This window comes from Archangium minus, assembly GCF_044360475.1.
Taxonomy (GTDB): domain Bacteria; phylum Myxococcota; class Myxococcia; order Myxococcales; family Myxococcaceae; genus Archangium; species Archangium minus.
On the sequence record NZ_CP043494.1, the window covers coordinates 10,214,564 to 10,231,982 of the forward strand.

At 69.9% G+C, this 17,419-nt stretch carries 14 protein-coding genes; 6 read left to right on the top strand and 8 right to left on the bottom strand.

What is annotated here, in order from left to right; genetic code table 11:
• Positions 1-63 precede the first annotated feature (63 nt).
• Both F0U60_RS41790 and recA read left to right on the top strand, forming a co-directional pair.
• Positions 64-834 carry a lysophospholipid acyltransferase family protein gene (locus F0U60_RS41790; protein ID WP_395808400.1) on the top strand — a complete coding sequence of 257 codons (771 nt, stop codon included), beginning with the start codon at positions 64-66 and terminating at the stop codon, positions 832-834.
• A 277-nt stretch (positions 835-1,111) separates the two neighbouring features.
• Entirely contained in the window at positions 1,112-2,158 is a 1,047-nt protein-coding gene (gene recA / locus F0U60_RS41795) for a recombinase RecA (protein ID WP_395808402.1), read from the top strand.
• Here recA and F0U60_RS41800 read toward each other — a convergent pair.
• Genes F0U60_RS41800 through pssA form a run of 4 tightly spaced genes read right to left on the bottom strand, consistent with a single transcriptional unit; the run spans position 2,155 to position 6,363 of the window.
• The gene (locus tag F0U60_RS41800) at positions 2,155-2,673 is read right to left on the bottom strand and encodes a DUF1285 domain-containing protein (protein WP_395808404.1); all 519 of its coding nucleotides are present in this window, start codon (positions 2,671-2,673) and stop codon (positions 2,155-2,157) included. The two genes, recA and F0U60_RS41800, sit on opposite strands and share 4 nt — an antisense overlap.
• Before the next feature lie 52 nt (positions 2,674-2,725).
• On the bottom strand, positions 2,726-4,219 hold the full coding sequence (locus F0U60_RS41805; protein ID WP_395808406.1) for a hypothetical protein: 1,494 nt from the start codon (positions 4,217-4,219) through the stop codon (positions 2,726-2,728).
• On the bottom strand, positions 4,216-5,478 hold the full coding sequence (locus F0U60_RS41810) for a CinA family nicotinamide mononucleotide deamidase-related protein (protein WP_395808408.1): 1,263 nt from the start codon (positions 5,476-5,478) through the stop codon (positions 4,216-4,218). Before F0U60_RS41810 ends, F0U60_RS41805 begins: the two co-directional genes overlap by 4 nt.
• 54 nt (positions 5,479-5,532) lie before the next feature.
• The gene (gene pssA / locus F0U60_RS41815; RefSeq protein WP_395808410.1) at positions 5,533-6,363 is read right to left on the bottom strand and encodes a CDP-diacylglycerol--serine O-phosphatidyltransferase; all 831 of its coding nucleotides are present in this window, start codon (positions 6,361-6,363) and stop codon (positions 5,533-5,535) included.
• Positions 6,364-6,467: 104 nt separating this feature from the next.
• Here pssA and F0U60_RS41820 point away from each other — a divergent pair, with 104 nt between their 5' ends.
• Positions 6,468-7,634, top strand: a complete 1,167-nt coding sequence (locus F0U60_RS41820) for an alpha/beta fold hydrolase (RefSeq protein ID WP_395808412.1) — start codon at positions 6,468-6,470, stop codon at positions 7,632-7,634.
• Here F0U60_RS41820 and F0U60_RS41825 read toward each other — a convergent pair.
• A complete protein-coding gene (locus tag F0U60_RS41825; RefSeq protein WP_395808414.1) occupies positions 7,580-9,034 on the bottom strand; it encodes a hypothetical protein in 1,455 nt (484 codons plus the stop codon). The genes F0U60_RS41820 and F0U60_RS41825 overlap by 55 nt on opposite strands.
• A 319-nt stretch (positions 9,035-9,353) precedes the next feature.
• On the opposite strand from F0U60_RS41825, the gene F0U60_RS41830 reads away from it, so the two are divergent.
• The gene (locus tag F0U60_RS41830; protein WP_108073827.1) at positions 9,354-9,623 is read left to right on the top strand and encodes an HU family DNA-binding protein; all 270 of its coding nucleotides are present in this window, start codon (positions 9,354-9,356) and stop codon (positions 9,621-9,623) included.
• A gap of 30 nt (positions 9,624-9,653) precedes the next feature.
• Here F0U60_RS41830 and F0U60_RS41835 read toward each other — a convergent pair whose 3' ends face one another.
• Positions 9,654-10,685, bottom strand: coding sequence for a M23 family metallopeptidase (locus F0U60_RS41835; protein ID WP_395808417.1), 1,032 nt, complete (start codon positions 10,683-10,685; stop codon positions 9,654-9,656).
• Positions 10,686-10,891: 206 nt separating this feature from the next.
• Between F0U60_RS41835 and nth the strand changes: the two genes are divergently transcribed.
• Positions 10,892-11,575, top strand: a complete 684-nt coding sequence (gene nth, locus F0U60_RS41840) for an endonuclease III (RefSeq protein ID WP_395808419.1) — start codon at positions 10,892-10,894, stop codon at positions 11,573-11,575.
• Here the strand turns inward: nth and def are convergent.
• A complete protein-coding gene (def, locus tag F0U60_RS41845) occupies positions 11,541-12,062 on the bottom strand; it encodes a peptide deformylase (protein WP_395808421.1) in 522 nt (173 codons plus the stop codon). The genes nth and def overlap by 35 nt on opposite strands.
• A 259-nt stretch (positions 12,063-12,321) precedes the next feature.
• On the opposite strand from def, the gene F0U60_RS41850 reads away from it, so the two are divergent.
• On the top strand, positions 12,322-13,035 hold the full coding sequence (locus F0U60_RS41850; RefSeq protein ID WP_395808423.1) for a hypothetical protein: 714 nt from the start codon (positions 12,322-12,324) through the stop codon (positions 13,033-13,035).
• 27 nt (positions 13,036-13,062) lie between these two features.
• Here the strand turns inward: F0U60_RS41850 and F0U60_RS41855 are convergent, their stop codons facing one another.
• Complete coding sequence (locus F0U60_RS41855) at positions 13,063-17,403, bottom strand: hypothetical protein (RefSeq protein ID WP_395808425.1); 4,341 nt, start codon at positions 17,401-17,403, stop codon at positions 13,063-13,065.
• Positions 17,404-17,419: the final 16 nt, after the last annotated feature.

Consider the following 17,419-nt stretch of genomic DNA (forward strand, 5'->3'; position numbering starts at 1 on the left):
GAATCGACGTCCGCGCGTCTCCACCGTACCCGGCGGCGATGGAGCGAGCTAGAAGGCCGGTTGATGAAGCTCCTGTCTCCTTTCATCGCACTCTTCCAGGCCGTCTTCCTCATCCTGTGGCTGGTGTTCTGGATTACCCTTTCCGGGCTGGCGGCCATTGTCACCCTCAATGGAGAGGTGCCGCTGATGATGGCGCGGCGCTTCTGGGCCCCCATGCACTGGCGCATCACCGGCTCGCCACTGCTCGTGGAACCGCTGCCCGACGTCGACTGGAGCAAGCCCCACATCTTCTTGATGAATCACCAGTCCGCCTTCGACATCCCCGTGGCGTTCGCGGTGATTCCCGTGAACATCCGCTTCATCGCCAAGCACGTGCTCAAGTGGATTCCCTTCCTCGGCTGGTACATGGCGGGCACGGGGATGATCTTCCTCAACCGCTCCAACCGCCGCGAGGCCATGCGCAGCCTCAAAGAGGCCGGTGAGCGCATCCGCGCCGGCTCCAACATCCTCGCCTTCCCCGAGGGCACGCGCTCGAAGGACGGACGCATCCTCCCCTTCAAGAAGGGCTCCTTCGTCCTGGCCGTGGAGGCCGGTGTGCCCATCATCCCGATGGCCGTCGAGGGCACGAACGGCATGCTTCCCCCCGGCAGCATCCGACTGCGTCGCAGTCCCATCCGGGTGAAGGTGGGCCCACCCATCAGCACCGCGGGGATCAAAGGGGCCGAGCGCGAGGCCCTCATGCTCGAGGTGCGCGACGTCATCATCCAGCTCCATCGGGACATCGGCGGCGCGGGCGGAGAACCCCAGGACACATCCCCCGCGGCAAACAGCTGAAGCAGGCGCCCCTCCGGGCTCAGTCTTCCGCGACTTGTCCGACTGTTGGACAAGTCGGAGAGAAGTGCGACCGGAGGTCGGCATGCGCTGGCCCAGGAGCTCGCTCTCGCTCACTGCTCCACCGTGCGGGACACCTCGCGCTCCATGAGACGCCTCCGCGCCACGCGCTCCGAGTGAGCCGGACGCGGCACGGCCGTTGCTCATGCTCCTCGCGGCGCGCCGGGGTCATTCCGGCTCCGAGGCGCGGCCCACTCATGAAGGGCGGCGAGGTGCGACGATGAACAAGCTGACGGAGAAGCTGAAGGCGGTGGCGGCGGCGGTGGCGGCGATCGAGAAGCAGTTCGGCAAGGGCGCGGTGATGCCCCTGGGCGGCGAGGTGCGCGAGCAGCGGGTGGCGGTCATCCCCACGGGCTCGGTGGGGTTGGACCGGGCGCTCGGCGTGGGCGGCTACCCGCGCGGGCGCGTGGTGGAGCTGTTCGGCAACGAGTCCTCGGGCAAGACGACGCTCACGCTGCACGCCATCGCGCAGGTGCAGGCCCAGGGAGGCGTGGCGGCCTTCATCGACGCGGAGCACGCGCTGGACGTCAACTACGCACGCAAGCTGGGCGTGCGCGTGGAGGAGCTGCTCATCTCCCAGCCGGACACCGGTGAGCAGGCGCTGGAGATCACCGAGCAGCTCGTGCGCTCGGGAGCGGTGGACCTCATCGTGGTGGACTCGGTGGCGGCGCTCGTGCCGCGCGCGGAGATCGAAGGCGAGATGGGAGACGCGCACATGGGCGTGCAGGCGCGGCTGATGAGCCAGGCGCTGCGCAAGCTGACGGGGGCGGTGAGCCGGTCGGGGTGCTGCATCATCTTCATCAATCAGATCCGCATGAAGATCGGCGTGGTGTTCGGCAACCCGGAGACGACCACGGGCGGCAACGCGCTGAAGTTCTACTCCTCGGTGCGCATGGAGATCCGCCGCACGAGCAACCTCAAGGACGGGGAGAACGTGGTGGGCACGCGGGCGAAGGTGAAGGTGGTGAAGAACAAGGTGGCCCCGCCCTTCCAGGAGGCGGAGTTCGACCTGCTGTACGGCGTGGGCATCCACCGCGCGGGCGAGGTGCTGGACCTGGCGGTGCACTCGGGGTTGGTGGACAAGGCCGGCAGCCACTTCAGCCTGCGCGGAGAGCGCATCGGCCAGGGCCGTGAGCGGGCCTCGGAGTGGTTGCGCGAGCACCCGGAGGCCCTGGAGGGGCTCGCCCGTGAGCTCGTGGGGATGACCCTCCCCGTTCCTGCGCCGAACCCGAGCGCCGAAATGGAGGCGCCCGCGGCGATGGCCTAGGCGTCAGAGGCCTCGAGCGACACAGGCACCACGAGACGGCGCTGGCCGGCACGTAGATACAGCTGGCCACCCTCGTCCTGCTCCATCAGCTCGCCAAGCTGGTACTGGGCGTCTCGAGAGAAGCGTGCCCCGGCCCTGCCGCCCTTCACCCGACAGGTGAGGACTCCCTCGGAGTCCACGGCGAGGGTAGTCGGGTCGAGCGCCTCGGCAGTGCGGTCGCTCAGGCGCACGGACACCCGCTCGTCGGGGGTGACATCCACGGTGCGAACCTCGTAGGCGGCATCCTCCACCTGGACGTAGCACCAGTCCTTGCCAATCTGGAGCTGGTAGCGCCCCTGCTCGTCGAGGATGAGCGAGGAGTTGAAGAGCTCGATGATGCGCGGGTGCTCGATGGGCTCGTCGTCGTGCCACCAGCGCAGCCGAGCATCGAGCCGGATGCCGCTGTCCTCGCGGGTGTGCCAGCGCTTGCCGGGAGGAGGCGGTCCCGAGGGAGGTCCTGGAGGCGGTTGGGTCACGTCTCGTTATCTGCTCGCCCGAAGGCGGCCGGTCAAGCCAACGCGCCCGGCTCTACCAGTTCCGGACAAGCTCGGTGTAGCCGCGGAAGGCCACCGCGCCCCAGAAGTTCACCAACACCCCGAAGACCACCGTGGCCAATACGGCCCGGTTGCGCAGGGACCAGCCACCGATGGCGAAGAGGAGCAGGAGGTAGGGCGTGTAGTCGATGCTGAACCGGAAGCCGAACTGCATGTAGCCATCGTTCTGGTAGAAGAGCCCGGGCAGCGCGGTCACCGCCACGGTGAGCCACAGCGGCCAGTGCAGGCGCGGCCTCAGCTTCGGCGCCACCAGGAAGACGAGCAGCGGCAGCGTCAGCAGCAGCGACAGGCCATGCGGGTTGTACCCCAGCCGCAGCGGGCTCAACGACACCTTGGGCAGCAGGAGGAAGGCCGCCTGCAGGTTGCGAGGCAGGTAGACCAGGTCGAAGAGACCCCAACGGTCGATGTCCACGTTGACGCGGTTGTTGTAGAGGAACGCGTGGCCGAACTCGCCCGGGCTGCCGAAGCGGTAGACGTTGTAGGCCGCCGCCAACAGCGCGAGCGGCGCCGCCCCGAGCGCGAACAGGCCCAGCTTGCGCAGCGCGGGCTTCCAATGAGCGCCCAGCGCCTTGAGCTGCTCGAGCCGGTCCGGACCGGGGCACAGCGCCTCCAGCACGAAGAAGAGCCCGGTGAACAACAGCGGCGTGCGGGTGAGCGTCGCCATGGAGAAGAAGAGGCCCGCGAGCACCGGCCGGTGCGCTCGCACCGCGTCGCGCACGTAGAGGCACGTGAAGGCCACGCCCATGACTTCCGCGCTGAACCACACCTCGCCGCGGATGGAGGCGTAGAAGAAGAGCGTGCCGAAGGCCAGCACCAGCGCGAGGCCCACGTTCTCCGTGCGGTCGCGCGCGGTGTCCCCCTCCTTCGCGAGGAAGCGCAGCAGCGAATAGAAGAGCGCCACCGCCAGCGCCCCCACGATGACCCCGAACGAGGTGTCGTTGAACTGGTAGCCGTGCAGCGCCACGAAGGGCAGCATCACCACCGCCGGGAACGACGGGAAGCTCACGTACCAGCGGTCCCCCGGCCGAAGCCGCCCCTCACACCGCACCTTCTTCCCCTCCACCTCGCGCACGCACGCCCAGTCCTCAAGGTTCGGCAGCACCTCGGGGTCCAGGTCCAGCCGACCCTCCAGCCATGCCTTCGCCTGGTACACGAAGTGCGGGGCCTCGCTCTGCCGCAAGAAGCGCTGCGAGCTGAAGCTGGCCAGCACCGCGAAGCTCACCAGGAAGAGCACCACCTCCACCCGGTACGCCGCCAGCCACATCCGCAGCGCTGCCCCCATCACCCCGCCCCGTACCTCCGTGGACACGGTGGGCACTCGGGGCTGCTCCGGAGCTCCCGGCCCCGTGGGACTCTCGGGCGCGGGAGTGGCCGTCCGAGGCTCGGCGACGGACTCGGGAGCGGACGGCGCGGACTCGGGCGTCTGCGCGGCGGACGACTTGGGACGCTTGGACTTGGAGCGGCTCATGGGGCGGAAACGGTCAGCAGGCGCTCACGCAACAGCTCGAGCGCGTTCGAGGCGGCGAAGAGACGCACGAGGTCCCGATCGCCTGGAATGGAGAATCGCTCGCAGCGGGTGGACATCCCCTCCCCGGCAAGCGCACAGTAGACGGTGCCCACGGGATCCTCCGGCGTGCCCCCTGTCGGGCCCGCGAAGCCCGTCACCGACAGGCCGTAGGTCGTCTTGCAGGCCGCGCGAATCCCCTCGGCCATGGCCACCGCCACCGGGCGAGACACCGCGCCATGGCGCTCCAGCAAATCGGCGGGCACTCCCGCCCATGCCGTCTTCATCTGCTCGGTGTAGACGACCGCGCCGCCCAGCAGGAAGTTGCTCGCGCCGGACACGCCGGTGAGCTGCGCGGCGATGAGACCCCCGGTGCAGCTCTCGGCGAGCGCCAATGTGGCTCGGGCCTCCGTCAGCAGCCGCCCCAACACGACGGGGTAGGTGTCCGCATCCGCGCCGTACACCGCCCGGCCGAGCTCATGGCGAGCCGCGGCCTCGGCAGCGGCCAGGGCAGCATCCGCCTCGGACTGAGAGGGAGCCTCCGCCATCAGCTTGAGCTGATTCTCCGGCGCATGCGTGCGGAAGCCGAACACCACCCGGGAGTGCGCCGCCGCCAACGGGGCCACGCGTGCATCGAGCACGGACTCGGGGATACCCACCGTGCGCAGCAGGCGGAAGGCGCGGTACGTACGCCCCGGCCGCTTCTCCAGCTCCGCCCGGACGCGCGGCAGCACCTCGCCGTCCACCAGTGCCCGGTACTCACGGGGTACGCCTGGCAAGAAGAAGAGCCGGCAGCCGCCCAACCGGAGGATGAACAGAGGCGCAGCGCCCACGGGGTTGGGCACCACCTCCGAGCCCTCGGGCACGAGCGCCATGCGGGCCACATTGGGCGTCAGCTCCCGGCCCCGCTTCACGGCACGCTCGCGCAGGAACTGGAGCGTCCCGACGTCCTCGACGAGCGGTACGCCCGCGGCTGCCGCGGCACACTCGGCGGTGAAGTCATCCGCGGTGGGACCCAGCCCTCCCGAGACGATGACCACGTCCGACCGAGCGGCGGCCTCCCTCAGGGCGAGGGTGATGTCCTCCCGAACGTCCCCCACCAGCACCACCCGCTGCACCTTGAGGCCCAGCTCGAAGAGCCGCGCCTCCAGGTAGGGGCTGTTGGTGTCGGTGGTCAGCCCGGTGACGAGCTCGTCACCGGTGCACAGCAGCTCGACTCGCATGGGCGGCGCATCCTAGCCGCACACACCGCCCCCGGCACGTGCCAGGTCGCGGTCCTACGCCACCTTCTGCTCGTCCTCTGGCTCCTCGTCGATCTCCTCGAGGACAACGGCGGCGGCGGCTCCGCGCCCCAGCTTCCGAGCCACGAGGCGCTTGCGCACTCCGAAGGCGGACTCAATGAGGCCGAAGGCGAGGTAGGCGAACGAGTAGGCCACCAGCACGTAGGCCGGGTGGAAGCGGGTGCCGATGATGACACCACTGGCGAGCACCAGCATGAGGACGAACGCCGAACGGGGAGACAGGCGCAGGTCCTTGAAGGTCCGATAGCGGACGGTGGACACCATCAGCAGCGCGAGCGCCGTCGACGCCACCGCCACGGGGCCTCGGGACGACGGATCAAGCACCTCACCCCCCGTGGCGACATGGTGGGCGATGATCATCGACACGAGCACGCCCGCGGCCAGGGGAATGGGCAGGCCGACGAAGAAGCTCCCGCCACCACCATGGGGGCTGCGCATGGCGAGCACATTGAAGCGCGCGAGCCGCAGCGCACCGCAGGCGGCGAAGCAGAAGGAGAGGAACAGGCCGAGGAAGCCGAGGGGCTCCAGCGCCCACTTGTAGACCAGGAGGCCAGGCGCGGCGCCGAACGAAACCACGTCCGCCAAGCTGTCGAGCTGCATCCCAAAGTCGCTCTGGGTCTTCGTCAGGCGGGCCACCCGGCCGTCGAACCCGTCGAAGAACATGGCGAAGAGGATGGCGAGGGCGGCCTGGTAGAGCTGCGTCGGACCCGCGTCACCCGCGCACAGCGTCATCGCATAGAAGCCACAGAGGATGGACGTGACGGTGAACAGGTTGGGCAGGACGAACAACAACTTACGCGGTCTCATTCTGTTCTCCTGCCTCCTAGTGTTGGCCACTGGCCGTTCCGGTTAAAGCCGGGGGAGAACGGACCATATCAGGGTTTTATTTGCCCGTTCTTCGTGGAGGGCTGATGGACGCAGTGCGTTGGACCCTATGGGTACTGCTCGCGGTGCTCGCCCTGGTGGGTGCGAACACCTTGTGGGTGCTGGGTGTGCGTTGGTGGTATCGCCTGCGCACGACTCCCCCCGAGCAACTGCGGGTCCGCTGCCAGGACGGCTGGGAGCTGACCGTCTACGTGCGGCGCGCCGCGCACCGGCGCTTCGAGGAGCCTGTGCTGCTGTGTCATGGGCTCGCCGCCAACCGCTGCACCTTCGACTTCGAGCCACCCTACTCCTTGGCCCACGCCCTGACCGAGGCCGGCTTCGACTGCTTCAGCGTGGAGTGGCGCGGCATCGGCGCCTCGCGTCTTCCGCCCCGCGGCCGCCGCTGGCCAGACGTCACGGTGGATGACCTGGTCACCCTGGACGGGCCCGCGCTCATCGAGCTGGCGCTCGCCCAGACAGGGGCCCGGCGTGCCTTCTGGGTGGGTCATTCCTTGGGAGGACTCGTGGGCTACGCGGTGGCGCAAGGGCCCGCGGGCGCGAAGCTCGCGGGGCTGCTCGCGCTGGGCTCACCGGTCTTCTTTCCGCCGGATCCCCTCATCCGCCGGCTCATCCACATCGGCACCCGGGCCTCGTGGCCTCGCGGCTTCCGCAACGAGTGGCTGAGCCGCACCATGGCCCCCTTCCTGGGCTACGTCACCCTTCCCCTGTCCGACGTCATCATCAACCCGAAGCACATCCCCCCGCCCATCCAGCGCAAGGTCTACGCGAACATGATGGCGTCGATGAGCCGCAGCGTGCTCCGGCAGTTCCGGGATTGGATTGACCATGACGCCTTCCGCTCCTTCGATGGGAGCGTGGACTGGCGCGCGGGACTGGCGCAGCTCTCCCTCCCGGTGATGGTGATGGGCGGAAGCGCGGACCGGCTGGCCTCGGCGAAGAACCTGCGTGCCCAGTACGAGCTGATCGGCTCACAGGACAAGACGCTGCACATCTTTGGCTGCCAGCGCGGCGACAAGATGGACTACGGACACGGAGATCTGCTCTTCGGCACGGGCGCACCGCTCGAAATCCAACCCGAGGTGCGCAATTGGTTGGTGGCCCACGCCACTCCCGTCTCCGAGTCCCCCCAGAGCGAGACTCAAGGCGAGGCCCCCACCACCACACACTTCGCTCCGGGCTCCGCGGCGACCTGACCGGGGCCTTGCCCCACCACGCGGCCCAGCCTCACTCCGGTGGCCCCCTGGCAGTCGGCCACCACGAGCCCCCCGGCGTTGTCCCGCGCCGTGAGCGCGTCCACCTGCAGCACCCCCTCCTCGAGAGCCACCAGCGCGGGCCCGCCGGAGCCGCGCACCTCCAGGCCCTCGGCCGTCACCCGCGCCAGCGTCTCCGCCCACACTCCGGCCTCCCGGCACGCCTCCAGCGACACGTCGCGCAGCACCACCCGCGCGCCCTGCGCCGCCAGCACGCCCGCGCCCGCCACGTCGCGCACTACGAGCCCCTCTACCTCCACCTCGACGTCGCGCAGGTGCAGCCCATCACCGGAGTCTCCCTCGCGCGTCGTCAGCCGGGTGATGAGCGTCCGCTGGAGCCGAAGCCGTCCGCGCGTGGCCGAGATGCCATATGCATCCGCCCCCTCCACTCGGAGGCCACGCACCACCATGTCCGAGCCCAACAGCGACACCGCTCCGAAGCCACCACTGCCCTGAACCACCGAGTCCTCCAGCACCCCTCGCGAGCCGATGAGCGCCACACCCGCCCGGACGGCTCGCACCGAGGTGAAGCCGCGCGCCTCCAGCGTGGCATCCAGGCCCTGAAGGCCATACTCGTGCCCCGTGACGGTGACGTCCTCGAGCCGCAGCGTGCCGTGCTGGACGAAGAGCCCCACCTCGGGCCCGTCCTCCACCGCCGCGTGCCGCAGCCGCACCTGTCCCCCCGCTTGGTAGAGCGCTGTCAGCGGCCCCCGAAACCGCACGGACTCCAGCTCCACGTCTGAATCCCGTGTCTCCACGCCCCGCCGGAAGGCTCCAGTGAATGTTCCCTCCCGCACCTCCCCGCGCGAGCCCCCCACCAGCATCACCCCTACCGTCCCTGCTCCCCCGGACTCGAACACACCCTCCTCCACCAAGAGGTGCCCCGCCTCCACCCGAACCGCCCCTGTGCCTTGGCCGCTGAAGCGCACCGCCGCCAGTCGCACCTCCCTGGCCGCCTCCAGCCCCCAGCTCCCCCCCTGAATGGCCACGCCCCTCAAGACGGCGCCCTCCGGAGCCCGCACCACGGGCCCTGCTCCCTCCCCCTCCAGTACCGAGCCCTCCCCTGCCCCCACCAGCTCCAACCCGGCGGGCAGGATAAAGGGGCCTCGGTAGCGTCCCGGCGCCACGTGAACTCGGAGCGGACGACCGCCGTCCGCCGCGCGCGCCAACGCTTCCACCAGCGTGGAAAAGGGCCGCTCCCGCGAGCCATCTCCGGCCCCCTGACGGGCCCCCTCCACCCAGACCTCCGTCCATCCGGTGGACGCCTCCGGGGCGATCACCGCGGCGGGGGCGCGGCAGGATGCAAACGTCAGGCAGGCGATCATCAGCAGGCAGCGAAGCATTCGATCGCCCACACTATTACCTGTCAGCCTTCCCTGCCCGTTTGGATCAGCAATACCCACGCAAGTGATCGAAATAACGAAGAAAAACCCTTTCAATCGATCACATCCACACATCCAGGGGCCTCAAGCCTCGAGGCGAGAGGACCCGTGCGGAACCTGCTCCTCCTCTCTAGAGGAGCCGGGCGAGCCGTCAAATTCCTCGCGGATCGCGCGCAGGCCGATCTTCCGGCCTCGCAACGGTTTGCGAGCATTGACAGACAAAAGAGCGATTTGTTACCAACCTTGGGCTTTCGCATTTCAACGCGGCATGGAGGAGCGGATGACCAAGGCAGAGCTCGTGGAGGTGGTGGCGGCGCAGTCGCGGCTGACGAAGAAGTCGGCGGCGGAGATTCTCGACATCGTCTTCGCCAACATCGGCAAGGCGGTGAAGAAGGACCAGCGCTTCAGCTACCCCGGCTTCGGCACCTGGTCGGTCCGCTCTCGCAAGGCGCGGAAGATCCGCAACCCGCAGACCAACGAGATGATGAAGCTCAAGGCCTCGAAGACGATCGGCTTCCGGCCTGCCAAGGAGCTGAAGAACTCGCTGTAGGCGGCGTAGGCCCGCGAGCGCGCTCCGACCTCAATGGGGGCGTCGTCCGAGCATGGGACGGCGCCCCTTTCTCGTTCCAACGTCATGCTGCTCGTGCCGCACGAAGGCGGGCTCCTCTCCGGACTCGGTGGGGCCCAGCTCGTCGAGCGGATCACACGGCTCGCCCTCGCGCCACAGCTCGAAGTGCAGGTGCACGCCGGTGGCCAGGCCCGTCTTGCCGGCCGCGCCCACCACGTCGCCCGGCTCGACCACCTCGCCCGGCGTCACCAACACGCGCGACAGGTGGCTGTACCGGGTGGTGACATCCCCATCGTGCTGGATGACCACCTGGTTGCCATGGGCACCGTTCCACCCGGCGCGGATCACCACGCCCCGCGCCGCGGCCGAGACGAGCTGGCCCCGCTTCGCCGCCAGGTCCAGGCCCAGATGATCCCGCTCCTTGCCGGTGATGGGGTGCACCCGGCTGCCGAAGACGCTGGTGATGATGACGGGGTCCACCGGCCAGGTGAAGTGAAGGGGCTTCTTCGAAGGTTTGAGCTGCAGGCGACGCAGCTCGGCCATGCGCACCGCGAGCAGGTCCACCCGGGCGAGCACCGCGTCGGCCAGGTCCCCGGGGATGTCCCCGTAGGCGCGAGCGTCCTCCTCCAGCTCGGCCTCCAGCGTCACCCGGGCGCGCACCACGTCCAGCGAGGACGTCTTGCGCGCAGACTGCCGGAGGAAGGCGTCCAGGGTGGCGTTCATCCGCCGCCAGTTGTCCGCCTGCTCGCGCGGCATGGCACTGCCCCGCGTCACCTGCACCCGCGAGGCGCGTGCCTGTGTGGCGAACTCCGCCAGCGCGGCTCGGAACTCCATCGAGGCCGGAGCGTCCAGCAGCGGCTCGGCCTTCTTCGTCCGACGCGTGCCCTGGCCCGCGCCCTGCTGGGACGCACCCGCCAAGGACACCCCGTCGGCAGAAGGCGACGTGTCCTCGGCATACAGCTCGTCGAAGCTCATCTTCTCGCGCGCGCGAGGGGCGGCACACGCCGACAAGACAAGCAGCAGGAGGGAGGCAAGACGGCGCAAGGCGTGGCCCAGTCTACCAACGTCCCGCGAATCAGCCAGCCAGCCCCCGAGTGCAGGTGGACCCACGCCTCGTCAGTGTCCGGAACGGAACGGGCTCGGAGTCAGCGCCGAGCAGCCTGGCCCCTGGAGGAGCACTCCGCCGGGGTGCCCTGGGAGGTAGTGGAAACCTCTTTACGTCACAGGTCGGTCTGGCATACAGCGGTCGCGTGGCACGCGAGACAGTGGAGTCGAAACGGAAGCGAGCGGTGGAGGTACTGGAGCGGCTGGAGCGCGCCATGCCAGACGTGCGCATCGAGCTGGACTACCGCACCCCGCTGGAGCTGCTGGTGGCGGTCATCCTCTCCGCGCAGTGCACGGACAAGCGGGTCAACCTGGTCACCCCCGCCCTCTTCCAGCGCTTCCCCGACGCACGCGCGTACGCCCAGGCGGAGGTCGGCGAGGTGGAGCCGTTCATCCAGTCATGTGGGCTGTACCGCGCCAAGGCGAAGAACATCATCGCGGCGGCTCAGGCGCTGGTGAAGGAGCACGGCGGAGAGGTGCCTCACTCCCGCGCTGCGCTGGAGCAACTGCCCGGCGTGGGTCGCAAGACGGCCGGCGTGGTGTGCATCCACCTGGGGGGTGATGACGCCTTCCCGGTGGACACCCACGTGAAGCGGCTGGCGTACCGGTTGGGCTTCACCCGCCACGAGGATCCGGACAAGGTGGAGGAGGACATGCAGGCCCTGCTGCCGCCGGAGCGGTGGGCCAAGGGCCACCAGCTCCTGGTCTGGCACGGACGGAGGACCTGCTTCGCCCGGGCGCCCGCGTGCGAGCGCTGCCCTGTGGCGGACCTCTGCCCCAGAAAGGGCGTGACGACTAGACCGACAGCCGGTCCTCGCGAGACGCCTTGACGCGCTTCATCCGCTTGCGGATGAGCTCGCGCTTGAGCGTGGAGACGTGGTCCACGAAGACGGTGCCATTGAGGTGATCCGTCTCGTGCTGCACCGCGATGGCCAGCAGCCCGTCACACGTCAGCGTCTGCTCACGGCCCTCGGGGTCGAGGAACTTCACCGTCACCACCGCGGCGCGATCCACGTCCTCGGCCTCGCCGGGGATGGACAGGCAACCCTCGGTGTAGGTCGTCTTCCCCTCCAGGGCGATGATCTCCGGGTTGATCATCGCCAGCGGCTGGGACTCGGGCTGGCGCGGACGGGTGTCCAGCACAATGACCCGCTGCAGGATGCCCACCTGCGGCGCGGCGAGCCCCACGCCATCGGCGGCGTACATGGTCTCGAACATGTCCTGGACCAGGGTGCGGATGGAGTCGTCTACCCGGGCCACCGGCCTGGCTTTCTGCTTCAGGATGGGATCGGGCCAGATGAGGATTTCACGAACCATGGAGCCCCTCTTAACTCCCTGAAAACGGACGGGCAACCCGCCCCGAGTCCCCCCTGTGCCCCGCCCGTCATCCGATCAGGCAGGGGTCCCTGCCCTTCGAGCCAGTGTGCGAACCGTGCTCTCGATTTTCGAGAAATCCGGCGCCTTACAGTGAGGGCTGTGACGAAAAAGTCACCGAGCGTCTTTACCAACGGGTGAGAGGAGGAGCACACTGAGCCGGTCCGGATTCCCCGGTAGGTGGGTTCAGGAGGAATTCGCCGTGCTCCGGAAGATCGCACTGCTGTCCGCCTCCCTGCTCTGCGCCTGCGGGAGTTACTCGTCGCCCCCACCGAACATCGTCTCCATCGAGCCCGAGGAGGTGGTGAGCGGCGAGGCGTCGACGATCACCCTGGAGCTGGACGCGCCACTCCCCGTGAAGGTGGATTACGGCAGGCGGACGGCGACCGTGGTGCTGCCAACCATCATGATCGGCGGGAAGCAGGTGACCGTCGCCCAGTTGGAGCAGACGGGGATGCTCCGGGCCACCGTCCCCACGGACCTCCCGGCCGGTCCACAGGAAGTCCGGCTGGAGCTGGAGGACGGAAACGAGTCACTCCAGGCCCAGGGGATCACGGTGCTCCCCGTTCCACCCGAGCTGAGTCCCCAAACCGGGAACCCCAACCAGGGGGGTGGCACGTCGACCGACCCCGAGCTCACCGGACTCCTCATTGACCCCATTGCGGATCAGGTCCGCGGCGTCCCCTTCCTCATCACCCTGCGGGCAGAGGGCCCCAAGGCAGCCGACTTCACGGGCCAGGTGCAGATCTCCTCCAACAAGGGGCGCGTCAGCCCGAACCTGAGCAACGCCTTCAGCCAGGGCGTGCGGCAGGAAGAGGTCGTCCTCGACAAACAGGGTGGACAGGTCGTGCTCACCGTGCGCGTCGGCAAGGACATTGTCGCCCAGTCCAATCCCTTCAAGGTCTCGGTGAAGTGAGACAGGCCGGCGGCACGCCGCCGCCGCTCAGTCCAACAGACTCCGGGCGTACTCCTCACGCAGCCGATCATCCGCCAGCGCCCGGGCCGCTTCAGACAGGGCGTTGGAGATCTGCTGAGCGCGGTGCTGAAGCGCCGGATCCGGGTGGCCCGCGAAGCGCAGCGGGTGGAACTCGGCGGCCAACAACGAGAAGGCACGCTTCACCTCCTCGCTGCCCGCGCCACGCGAGAGCCCGAGCACGGTGAAGTAGTCCGCGTCCTGAATCTCCTCGAACTTGGACTCGAGCCGGCGGACGTCCAGCTCGCCCGGAGCCTCCTGCTCGGAGGAGACCGTCGGGGCGGGCCGGAGGGTGACGAGGCCCAGGGCGCGCGCAACCGCGAGCACCTTGAGGGCGCTGTCCTGGGGCATGCCCGCACCGAGCAGGAGCTGCTCGAGCGACTGCTCACCATCAACGTCCTCCAGGAGCCGCAGCTCACGCGAGGACAGCCCAAAGGCCTCCGGCGAGGGCTCGGGCTCGCCCCGGACGACCACCGCACGCAAGCCGCCCGCGGCCTCCACAAGGGAGTCCGCGGAGACGCCATTGCGCAGGGACTCGGCCAGCAGGTGCAGCAGTGGCCGCGTGGAGGCAGCAAGGGCCACCTCGTGGGGCGGCGGTTCCTCGGTGAGCCGGTACAGCGAGGAGGACTCCCCCAGCGCGTCCAGGGCGACCTGCTCGGTGTAGCGCTGCACGAGCGGGACGACCTCGTTCTCCCGCAAGTAGCCGCGTCCGCGCAGGGCGTCGATGAGCGCCCCCGTGGAGGCACTGCGCACCAGACGCAGCTCGTTCTCCTGGCGCGCGTCGATGAGCCCATCCGCCCGGGCGCGATCCACGAGCGACTCGTCGGGAGCGGAGGACACCGCGCCCACCAGCGCCCCGTCCTTCAACCAGAGGATGCGCAGCGCCCCGGCCACCTTGAGCTCAAGGCGCACCTGGGCACGCGCCTCCTGGAGCCGGGTGACGAGCCGCGCGAGCCCCTCCTGGTTGACGCTGCCACTGCGAGGGATGTCCACCTCGAACCGACCGGGCACCTGGATGGAGACGATCGCCGCTCGGGCCCGAGACGCCATCTCCTCGGCCTCAGCGCGGGCCTTCGCGAGGGCCGCGTCCGTCTCCGCGCGCACCCGAGCGACTGTCGCCTCGGCCTCGCGCAAGGCCTTCTCCTCGACTTCACGGCGGGCACGCTCCGCGCGAGCAAGCCGCTCGGCCGACTCCTCTTCCGCCTGGGCCCTCGCGGCCTCGAGCCGCTCCACTTCCTGAGAGAGGAACTCCCGCTCCTCGCGCTCCTGGGCCAGCGTCCGCGCGAGCCGCTCCGCTTCCTCCCGCGCCTCACGAACCTGGCGGGTGAGCAGCGCCTCCAGCTCCTCGCGTGCCTGGGACTCCGCTTCCACCCGGGCCTGGGCCTCGGCGCGCGCTTGCTCGGCGGCCTCGGCTCGCTCCTCTGCCTCGGTGCGTGCCTGCTTCTCCTCCGCGGCGCGGGCTTGCAGGGCTGCGCGAGCCTTCTCCACGCGCTCGACCCGGGCTTCCATCTCAACCCGCAGCCGCTCCATGTTGGCGGCTCGCGTCTCCGCGTCGACCCGGGCCTGCTCCAGCGCTTCAGCCTGCTCGTCCGACGTGGTCTGCGCCTTCTCCGCGCGCTCGACCCGGGCCTCCAGCTCGACGCGAAACTGCTCCGCGGTCGCCGCACGCGTCTCCGCGTCCACACGGGCCCGCTCCAGCTCCTCGGCCTGCCCGAGCATCTCGGTGCGCTCCTGCTCCGCCTTCGAAGCGCGTGCTTCCGCCTTGGCCCGAGCCCGCGACTCCGCCTCGGCTCGCGCTTCCGCCTCCGAGCGCGCCTTGTCCGCCGCGTCGGCCCGCGCTTCCGCGTCGGTGCGGGCCTTCATCTCCGCCTGCACACGCGAATCCGCGTTGGAGCGCGCGCGTGCTTCCACCTCCGCTCGCGCCTTCTTCTCGGCGGCCACACGGGCCTCGGCCTCCGCCCGGGCCTTCTCCGCGGCCCCGACGCGCGCCTCCGCCTCCACGCGGGCCCGCGACTCGGCCTCGGCTCGCGCCTCCGCTTCCGCCCGAGCCTTCGCTTCCTTCTCGGCACGCGCCGTCACGTCCTTGCGCGCCTTCGCCTCCCCATGGGCCCGGGCCTCCCACTCCTTGCGAGACTTCGTCTCCGCCTCAGCCCGTGCCTCCGCCTCTGCTCGCGTGGCCTTCTCCGCCGCCACCTGGGCTTCCGCCCGAACCCTCGCCTCCGCCTCGGATGCGGCCCGCTGCTCCGCCGCGGTGCGCCGCCGCTCCTGCTCCTCGGCTTTCGCCCGCCACTCCTCGAGCTCGGACGCAGCACGCTGCTCCGCCTCGGTGCGCCGCCGCTCTTGCTCCTCGGCCTTCGCCCGCCACTCCGCGAGCTGCCGCTGGAGCGCCTCGAGCCCCTCGGCCTCCTTCTCCTGGCGCCGCTGAGCCTCGGCGGTACGCGCCTGCTCGAGCTCCGACTCCCGCGCCCGCGCTGCCTCCAGCTGCCGCTCCACCTCGAGCCGCAGCGACACCTCGAGTCCCCGCTCCTCCGCGAGCGCCGTGAGCCGGGTCCGCTGCGCCTCGGCCTCGTTCCGCAGCGCCTCCTCTCGGGCCCACGCCTCCTGCTTCAGCCGCTCCAGCTCGGAGCGCAGCGACGCCTCGCTCGCGCGTGCGGCTTCCACCTCGCGCAGCAGCGACTCCTCCCGAGCATTCGGCGCATCCGCCTGCTTCTCCAGCGAGGACCGGAGCTCCGCCACGAGCGTCTCGAGCTCCGCCGCCTTGCTCTCCGCCTCACGCCGGCGCGCCATGGCGCCATCTCGCTCGGACAGAATCTGCGCGATCCGCCGCTCCGCCCGCATCAGGCGCACTTCCAGCACCGCGATCGCGTCATCCGCTGGGAGCGACTCCACATCCTGCGCCCCCGCCGCCCCAGGCACGGGCCGCAGCGGGAACTTCGACGTGGTCTCCGCCACGCCCCTTGGCACAGGACGGGCCTCCGCCTCCGGCACAGCCTTCACCGGCTCGCTGCGGGGCGCCTGGGTGGACTCGGAGTCGAACCAGTCCGAGCCCACGCTCTCCTGGTGCGGCTCCTCCCAGCCCTCCGGCGCGTCGCCTTCCGACGGCAGCGGCGCGTCTTCCGGAACGGGCTCCAGGTCCGAGCCGTCCGCGTGCTTCGTGGCCGGAAGCTCCGACTCCTCCGGAGGAAGGGCCGCCGTGCGTACCGTGGGGGTCGGCTCCAGATCGAAGAACCCCTCCTCCCCGAGCTGGGGCGAGGCATTGCTGGACGACTCCGACCGCTCCCGCGCCAACGCCGCTTCGATCTCCAACTGCGCGAGGCGCTCGGCCTCCGCACGCGCCTCCGCCTCGATGTCGACGACCTTCACCGGCGGCAGCACGGGCAGCGCGGACAAGGGCTCGACCGGCTCCGGCGCCACCTCCGCCACGGGCCCCATCTCCACGGGAGACACGGCGGTGATGGTGGGGATCACAGAGCCCATCGCGGGGGTCCCCGCGAAGAGCCCCGCCGACGACACAGGCAACGAGGGCTCCTCCTGCTTCAACCGCCGCCGGGCAGCAGCCTCGCGGCGCACGTCGTCCTCCATGCGCCGCATCTCGTCCTCGTCGGGCCCGGGGGGTTTCACCACCGGAACCTGGCCCGACCCCACCACCGCCTGCTCCGTCGCGCCGAAGAGCGACTCCGCCTCATCCCCAGGGTCCTGCTCCGTCAGCGATGGAACCGGCGGGATCTCAGCCGTGACCACCGCCTGCTCCGTCTGGGAGAACAGGTCCTCGGCATCCAGGGAGGACGGGGACTGCCGGGCCGCTTCGGGCTTGGGCAGATCATCGAAGAGCGCGTGCTCCAGCGCGGCGTTGCGGCTGGACACGGAGGACTTCTGGACGAGCCCCGGCGGCCCGGACCGAGCGGGGACCGGCTCGGGAGCTGGAGCGTCCACGTCCTCCTTCACCGCGTACCAGGCCTCCGGGCCCGCGGGCGAGTTGATGACTGCCGCCACCTGCTCCATGAAGCCGGAGCCATCCAGGGGCAGCGGAGCCACCGGGGCGGCGCTGCCGGGGACGGGCTCGCCGAGCAGCAGCACGCGCGCGAGCCGCATGTCCGGGTGCAACCCGAGCTCCTCCAGGACGAGGTGGCCGCGACCACTCTCCACCCCCGGCGCCAGGATGATGAGCACGGGCAGGTGATGGCCAAAGGCAATAAGCGCATCCGCCACGGAGGTCGCGAGAATGACCTCATAGCCCTCGCGCGCGAGCAGTCGGCGCACGGTGGCGATGGTGGCGATGTCGTCGTGTACGAGGAGGACCGATTCGGCCATTGGAAATCGGGAGCGA

Coding starts and splice junctions, on each gene's coding strand:
- pssA (WP_395808410.1), bottom strand. CDS start 6,363: ATGAGACCGCGTAAGTTGTTGTTCGTCCTGCCCAACCTGTTCACCGTC.
- recA (WP_395808402.1), top strand. CDS start 1,112: ATGAACAAGCTGACGGAGAAGCTGAAGGCGGTGGCGGCGGCGGTGGCG.
- F0U60_RS41805 (WP_395808406.1), bottom strand. CDS start 4,219: ATGAGCCGCTCCAAGTCCAAGCGTCCCAAGTCGTCCGCCGCGCAGACG.
- F0U60_RS41830 (WP_108073827.1), top strand. CDS start 9,354: ATGACCAAGGCAGAGCTCGTGGAGGTGGTGGCGGCGCAGTCGCGGCTG.
- F0U60_RS41790 (WP_395808400.1), top strand. CDS start 64: ATGAAGCTCCTGTCTCCTTTCATCGCACTCTTCCAGGCCGTCTTCCTC.
- F0U60_RS41855 (WP_395808425.1), bottom strand. CDS start 17,403: ATGGCCGAATCGGTCCTCCTCGTACACGACGACATCGCCACCATCGCC.
- F0U60_RS41810 (WP_395808408.1), bottom strand. CDS start 5,478: ATGCGAGTCGAGCTGCTGTGCACCGGTGACGAGCTCGTCACCGGGCTG.
- F0U60_RS41820 (WP_395808412.1), top strand. CDS start 6,468: ATGGACGCAGTGCGTTGGACCCTATGGGTACTGCTCGCGGTGCTCGCC.
- F0U60_RS41825 (WP_395808414.1), bottom strand. CDS start 9,034: ATGCTTCGCTGCCTGCTGATGATCGCCTGCCTGACGTTTGCATCCTGC.
- def (WP_395808421.1), bottom strand. CDS start 12,062: ATGGTTCGTGAAATCCTCATCTGGCCCGATCCCATCCTGAAGCAGAAA.